6 protein-coding genes are annotated in these 6,959 nt (G+C 66.8%); 1 reads left to right on the forward strand and 5 read right to left on the reverse strand.

Features of this window, described 5'->3' with window-relative positions; translation table 11 throughout:
- Nucleotides 1-226: 226 nt before the first annotated feature.
- The 5 genes from ABZ312_RS41570 to ABZ312_RS41590 all read right to left on the reverse strand — a co-directional run bounded on the left by ABZ312_RS41570 (nucleotide 227) and on the right by ABZ312_RS41590 (nucleotide 5,751).
- Complete coding sequence (locus tag ABZ312_RS41570; RefSeq protein ID WP_500357229.1) at nucleotides 227-1,303, reverse strand: ABC transporter ATP-binding protein; 1,077 nt, start codon at nucleotides 1,301-1,303, stop codon at nucleotides 227-229.
- Entirely contained in the window at nucleotides 1,303-2,370 is a 1,068-nt protein-coding gene (locus ABZ312_RS41575; RefSeq protein WP_500439947.1) for an ABC transporter ATP-binding protein, read from the reverse strand. The genes ABZ312_RS41570 and ABZ312_RS41575 overlap by 1 nt, the downstream gene beginning before the upstream one ends.
- Nucleotides 2,370-3,281 (reverse strand): carbohydrate ABC transporter permease, encoded by a 912-nt coding sequence (locus tag ABZ312_RS41580; protein ID WP_500439948.1) that lies wholly within the window; start codon nucleotides 3,279-3,281, stop codon nucleotides 2,370-2,372. The genes ABZ312_RS41575 and ABZ312_RS41580 overlap by 1 nt, the downstream gene beginning before the upstream one ends.
- Nucleotides 3,281-4,147, reverse strand: coding sequence for a carbohydrate ABC transporter permease (locus ABZ312_RS41585; RefSeq protein ID WP_199789178.1), 867 nt, complete (start codon nucleotides 4,145-4,147; stop codon nucleotides 3,281-3,283). Before ABZ312_RS41585 ends, ABZ312_RS41580 begins: the two co-directional genes overlap by 1 nt.
- Before the next feature lie 80 nt (nucleotides 4,148-4,227).
- On the reverse strand, nucleotides 4,228-5,751 hold the full coding sequence (locus tag ABZ312_RS41590; RefSeq protein ID WP_500328785.1) for an extracellular solute-binding protein: 1,524 nt from the start codon (nucleotides 5,749-5,751) through the stop codon (nucleotides 4,228-4,230).
- A 303-nt stretch (nucleotides 5,752-6,054) separates the two neighbouring features.
- On the opposite strand from ABZ312_RS41590, the gene ABZ312_RS41595 reads away from it, so the two are divergent.
- Nucleotides 6,055-6,789 (forward strand): GntR family transcriptional regulator, encoded by a 735-nt coding sequence (locus ABZ312_RS41595; RefSeq protein ID WP_500439949.1) that lies wholly within the window; start codon nucleotides 6,055-6,057, stop codon nucleotides 6,787-6,789.
- Nucleotides 6,790-6,959 lie beyond the last annotated feature (170 nt).

The following is a 6,959-nucleotide window of genomic DNA, read 5'->3' on the forward strand; positions in this document are numbered from 1 at the left end:
TCCTGTGATGTTCTTGGTGATGTCCGGCGTGACATCGGCGATCGCGCCACGCGCGTGGACGAAGCGGTCACACGACCTCGTCGGGGTCGAGGTTGCCGAGCGGGTCGAACGTGGCCCTGGTTGCAGGGCGACGCCCCGCGCCTCCGATCGCCTTCTCGGGCCAGGGCTGCTTCGGCGTCATCAAGGCGTGCTCACGGGCGCATGTTGACGTCGCCGCCCTGCCCGGTTACCTCCCGGCCTCGGACAGCGCCAGCCCGGTGCCCGCATCGAACAGGTGCGCGCGGTCCAGGTCGACCGTGACAAGCAGCCGTTCGCCCGGCGTACCCGTGACGGTGGGTCGTGCCTTGACCTTGAGGATCTCCGTCCCCACTCGGACGTCGACCACGGTTCTGTCACCGAGCGGCTCAAGGCCGTAGAGCTCACCCGACAACGACGCGTCCCCACGCTGCTCGATGGACAAGTCTTCTGCCCGCAGGCCCAGCAGCAGCGGACGACCGTCCTCAGCCGTGGTCCAGCGGGGCCGCGGCAGCGTCCAGCCTTCCGCCCCGACCAGACGATCCCCCTCGGCGCGGCAGGGGAGGAGGCTGATCGACGGGCTCCCGACGAAGCCTGCGACCCACTGGTTGGCTGGTCGCTCGTACACCTGGGTCGGCGTTCCGACCTGTTGCACCTTCCCCTCCTTGAGGACCGCCACCTGGTCGGCCATGGACAGGGCCTCGACCTGGTCGTTGGTCACGTGGACGAAGGTTCCCCCGAGACTCCGGTGGATGCGGGTGAGCTCGGTGCGCATCTCGACGCGGAGCTTGAGGTCGAGGTTCGTCAGCGGCTCGTCCATGAGAAACGCGCGCGGGCGACGGACCAGCGCCCGCGCCAGCGCGACACGCTGCATCTCACCGCCCGACAGCTGCGCGGGACGACGCTGCAGCAGACGTTCGATGTGCAGCAGGCTCGACATCCGCTCGACGGCAGCGGCGATCTCGCTCGAAGAACAGCGGCGTGCCCGCAGCGGCGAAGCGATGTTCTCGTACGCCGTGAGTCGCGGGTAGAGGGCGTAGCTCTGGAAGACCATGGCCAGGTCGCGTGCGGCCGGGGAGTCACCGGTCGCGTCCCTCCCGTCCAGATGCACCGACCCGGCGTCAAGCCTCTCAAGGCCGGCGATCGCTCGCAGGGTCGTCGTCTTGCCTGCCCCAGAGGGCCCGAGCACGACGAAGAACGAGCCGTCCGGCACGTCCAGCGTCACCCCGTCCAGGGCCTGGACCTTGCCGAAGGACTTGCGCAGCCCGTGCACTGCCACGGTTCCCATCAGGCCACCAGCTCTTCCGTGCGCACGTCGTAGACCGGCGGGGGCCCGCCGGTGTGCCGCAGCCCGACCGGCGCGCCAGCGGCGAAACGGACAGTCGGTGGCATCCGAACCCGTACGTCGCGCCGGCCACCGTGGTCGACCACGCAGATGATTTCGTCTCCCAGCCACTCCGCCGAGACCACGCGGGCCGGGGCCGAACGCTCCGCCCCTGGTTCCGTGACCTCCAGCGCCTCCGGCCGGACGCCTGCGACCAGGCGACGGTCGCGCGGCAGGCCTGGCGGTGGCGTGAGGACCAGTCCGCCCTGACTGCGCAGCTTCCCGTCGGCCAGCTCCACCTCGATCAGGTTCATCGGCGGGGAGCCGATGAATGCGGCACAGAAGAGACTCGCCGGACGGTCGTAGACCTCCAGCGGCGTGCCGATCTGCTCGACGCGGCCCTTGTTGAGGATGGCGATTCTGTGGCCGAGCGACATCGCCTCGACTTGGTCGTGGGTGACGTAGACCATCGTCGTCCCCAGTCCCCCCTGCAGGTGCTTGATCTCCGTGCGCATGTCCGCCCTCAGCTCCGCGTCCAGATTGGTGAGGGGTTCGTCCATGAGGAAGGCGCGCGGTCGTCGCACCAGGGCGCGAGCAAGCGCGACGCGCTGCTGCTCCCCGCCGGACAGCCGGTGCGGTCGCCGGTCCAGGAGCGGACCGAGCCGCATCAGCCGGGCGGCATCGTCGACACGCTCGCGCACCTCCGCCTTGGGCAATCCCTCGGCCCGCAGCGGGAACGCCAGGTTGTCGCGGGTTCTCAGATGCGGGTAGAGAGCGTAGAACTGGAACACCATGGCGATGTCGCGCTCTGCCGGCGGCAGGTCGTTGACCAGCGTGTCGCCGATGCGGATGTCGCCCGTCGTCTGCCGCTCCAGGCCGGCTATGGCCCGCAGCGTGGTCGTCTTGCCGCAGCCCGAAGGGCCGAGCATCACGAACAGCTCGCCGTCGTCGATGGACAGGTCCACGTGCTCGACTGCGACCGTCCCGTCCGGGTAGCGCTTGTGCAGGGTGGTCACTTCGATGCCCGCCATCAGCGTCGCACCGCCCCGAGCGTCACACCGGCGACGAGGTGCTTGCGCACCAGGTAGGCGAAGACGAGCACTGGTAGGGCGAACACCAGGGAGGCGGCGGCCACGAGACCCCAGTCCACGGTGGTTCCGCCGATGAGCCCGGCGATGGCGGGTGGGGCCGTCCGTACGTCGTCGCTGGAGGTGAGGAAGATGGCGAACACGAACTCGTTCCACGAGAAGATGAGTGCGAAGACCGCCGTCGCGGCGATGCCGGGCAGGAGCAGGGGAAGGGTGAACCGCCGGAACGCCTGCAAGCGGGTGTAGCCGTCGAGCATGGCGGCATCCTCGTATTCTGCGGGCACCTCGTCGACGAACCCCTTCATCATCCAGATCGTGAACGGGACGTTGAAGGCGGCGTAGATGAGAATCAGGCCGAGCTTGCTGTCGATGAGCCCGACTTCGCGGTACATGAGGAAGATCGGGATCACGACCACCACAGGCGGCATGAAGCGGGTGGACAGGATGAAGAACAGTTGGTCCTTCTTGGCCTTCACGGCGAAGCGCGAGTAGGCCCAGGCCGCCGGGACCCCCAGCACGGTGGCCAGCACCGTGGAGGCCCCGGCGACAAGGAGGGAGTTGAGGAACGCGACGGACAACTCCGAGCGACCGCCGCCGGGGGCGAGGAACACGTCCTTGAAATGGTCCATGGTGACCGTGAAGTGGAAGAACTTGGCCGGGATAGCGTAGACGTCCCGGTTCTCCTTGATGGACGTCTCGATCATCCACAGCACCGGAAAGAGCATCACGACGGCCAGCACGGTCAGCAGCGCGACCTCCAGCACGGAGCGACCCCGGCCGCCGAAGCGACGCGCGGGGGGCGTGTGATCCTGGACAGGGCCTGTGGACACGGCCTCGTCGACGGAGACGGCCATCAGTCCTCCTTGAGCTTGTTCAAGTAGCGCAGGTAGAGCTGCGTGAGGACGATGACGACGAGGACCATGAGGATCCCGTACGCCGAGGCGGTTCCGGTGTTGAAGCCCAGGAACGCGACCTTGTAGACGTGGAACGACAACGTCTCGGTGGAGACGCCCGGACCGCCGCTGGTGAGGATGTAGACGAGGTCGAACAGCCGGAAGGCCTCGATGGCCCTGAACAGCACAGCGATGAGGAGCAGCGGCCACACCAGCGGAAGAGTGATGGTGCGGAACCGGAACCACTCGGACGCCCGGTCGATCGAGGCGGCCTCGTACAGGTACTTGGGGACCGCGGTGAGGCCCGCGAGTGCGATGAGCATGATGAACGGCGTCCATTGCCAGGTGTCGACCACGATCAGGGAGATCAGTGCCGTTCGCTGCTGGGTGAGCCACTCCACCTGCCCCAGGCCGAGCGAGTCGAGCATGCTGTTGATCACGCCGAACTGCGCGTCGAGCATGAATCGCCAGAACAGCCCGACCACGACCGGCGACAGCATCATCGGGACCAGGAACGCAGTGGTCAGCAGTCCTCGCCCGTGCGTGCGCCGTGAGATCAGGTAGGCGATGGAGAAGCCGAGCACGGTCTGCAGGGTGACCGCGCCGACCACGTAGATCAACGTCGTCAAGGCCCTCGTGTGGACCTGCGCCGAAGTCAGGATGGCGGTGTAGTTCTCGAACCAGACGAAATGGGCCGGCCCCCCGCGGGTGGCCGAGTAGTCGGTGAAAGACAGGTACAACGCCCACAGCAACGGGAACACCGACATCGCGAGCAGCAGCAGCAGCGCGGGGGAGATGAAGGCCACGGCGAGCCCGCGGTCACTCAAGCGGCGGGACCGACCCGGTGCAGGCGGCGTCGCGGACGCCACCTGCTCGGGGTGGTCGGTCGTCAGCGGGGCGGGGTCACTCACAGTCCGCCGCCGCCCTTGCCGCTGCCGGAGTCGAGCACGCTCTGCTGCTCCTTGGCGATGTCGTCGAGCGCATCCTTCGGCTTTTTCGTGCCGTTGAGAGCCGCGTTCACATTGGTGTTCTCGATGTCGACGAGGCGCGCGTACTCGGGCACGTTCCACATGTCCCGCATCCGCGGAACCGAGTCGGCGTACACCTGGTTGAACGGCCCGGCATTGAGGAACTCGGGCGACTGCAGGGCGTCCGTACGCGCGGGCACGCCACCGGCCGCGGCCCACTTCTTCTGGATGTCAGCCCGCTCGAACCACTTCATGAAGTTCAGGGCCTCCGCCTGGTTCGCTTTGGAGGAGTAGGCCGACACGTGCATCCCCATGCCGCCGAGAGGCACCAGGTTCGTCTTCTGGCTCGGCAGGGTGGCAAAACCGAGCTTGTCGAGGATCTGCTCCCGCGTGGTGCCGAGCGTCGACTGCTTCGGGTCGAGCAGGCCGCCGCTCGCGGCGATCCAGTTGAACGCGATGCATGCCTTGCCCTGGGCGACCGCCGCGTTCACCTCGTCGATGAACCAGTTGCCGGAGCCCTTGGCGGTCAGCGGCTTCATCTTGTTGACCAGGACGTCCATCGCCTCCTGGCCCGCCGCGTCGTTGAGGACGCCCTCGATCTTGTGCGTCTTGGCGTCCCAGAGGTTGCCGCCGTAGACGCCGTTGACCGTGTTGTAGGTCACGGCCGCGGCGTCGGAGCCGTTGGCCTGGTGGAAAGCCAGCCCGCTGACACCAGGGTTGTCCGCCTGGCACTTCTCGGCGACTGAGATCATCTCGTCCCAGGTCTGCGGTGGCTTGTCGCCGATCAGATCCTTGCGATAGATCATCGTCCAGGTGTCGCCGAGCAGCGGCAGTCCGTACAGGCTGGCGTTCTCGTCGCGCTTCCCGGTCTCCGCCTGCGGGAACTGGCCGTAGGCCGCCAGGAGGTACGGGTTGTAGGCCTTGACGTCGATGTTCTTCTTGACGAAGTCGGTGATGTCGAGGATGTTGCCGTTCGTCACGGCCTCACCGATGTGCTGCGAGTCCAGGATCGGGATGTCGAAGTCGGTCTTGTGCGCCGCGAACTGGGTGAACATCGCGTCGTGCCAGTTCGCGTTCGGCACGGTGTTGACCTTGATGGTCACGTTCGGCCGCTCCTTGGTGTACTCCGCGTTGGCGAAGGCTTCCAGAGCGTGAGCGGGGGGCCAGTCGAACCAGATGAAGCTGAGGGTCAGCGGGTCCTTGGTGAGCTCCGGGATGGTCGCCGGCGCCTTGGGCGCGCTCGAATCCGCGCCGTCGTCCTGCCCGCAAGCCGCCATGGTCGCGGCCACTAATACGGCCGCCGTCACCAGCTGCGCCGTTCGACCGGAAACGGACAGTCGTCTTATTCGCTCTGGATGCCGCATCTTCCTGCCTGCCTTCTGGGTGGGGAGCTCTGGAGCCTTCCTGCGTGCTTCACCGAGCAATTGCTGGGGGATGTTCAGGCGGGTCGACGGCTGCCGCAAGGGCTGACCCGCAGACCGGCGTCACGAGTACGCCGCGAGGTAATGGGGCTTCAAGCAGTCGACAGGTCCCTCGGCCCTTGTGCGGCCCGGCGGCGAACCGAGAAGGACATCGAGCATGCTCATAGGAGCTCCAACTGATCAAAGCGGAGCGATGGCGGGCGGTTCCGCGACGGGTGGACGGGTGAAGGAGGGCTGGCGTCCGTCACCTTTCCTATACGATCTGAATGGGAGCATCAACATCCCGCAGCATTGCGACCGATGTCAACAGGTTCGCGAAGACGTAAGAAAGGACCTCACGTCACGATGGACGACGAAGCGATGATCGCGAGGGGCCGTGGGGCCATGACGGGCGGAACGCCGCCGGGAAGATCTCGTGGCCGGCTTGCCGACGAGGTGTACGACACGCTGCTCGGACAGCTGATGTCGCTACGGATCGAGCCTGGTTCCCGCGTCACGATCGACGTCCTGGCGCGAGAGCTGGGGGTCTCGCAGACGCCGATCCGAGACGCTCTGAACCGCATGGAGGCCGAGGGCCTGGTCGTGCGTGTGCCCCATGCCGGCTATCACATTCCCCCCCAGATCACCCGTCAGCGATTCGAGGACATGCTCGAGCTCCGCCTGCTCCTCGAGCCGGCGGCGGCGCGCAGATCCGCCGAACGCGCATCATTGCAGCAGGTGGCCGGCCTGCGGCGACTGCTGGAGGAGATGGCGGAGCTGGAGGGGGGCACCGGGCTCATGGCCTATGGCGCCTTCGGGCTCCGCGACGCCGCTTTTCACGATCTCATCGCCTTGAGCGCGGAGAACCAGCTCATCCGCGAAGCGCTCGCTCGCCTGCACGCGCACGTGCACCTGTTCCGGCTTCTCCACGACACCCAGGTCACTCACTTGGCGATGGCCGAGCACGAAGACGTTGTGGGCGCGATCGCCTCGCGTGACCCCGACGCCGCCGCCTACGCCATGCGTCGGCACATCCTGCTGTCCGGCGAGCGGTTCCGGCGATTGTTCGACGAAATCAAGGGTTCGGACGGTATGGCGTAAAGGCTTGACGGGCGGGCTGGGCCGAGGAATGCTAACGCAATTGGATCAGATCGGATTGGATTGGATCGACGTCACCCCGCCTCAGATGCGAGGAGAAGCAGGTGCCCAGAGCGCTGCTCCTGACCGGCGACGCCGCCGAGGAACTCGACACCATGTATCCCTACTATCGC

The organism is Streptomyces sp. NPDC006207, from assembly GCF_040613835.1.
GTDB lineage: Bacteria > Actinomycetota > Actinomycetes > Streptomycetales > Streptomycetaceae > Actinacidiphila.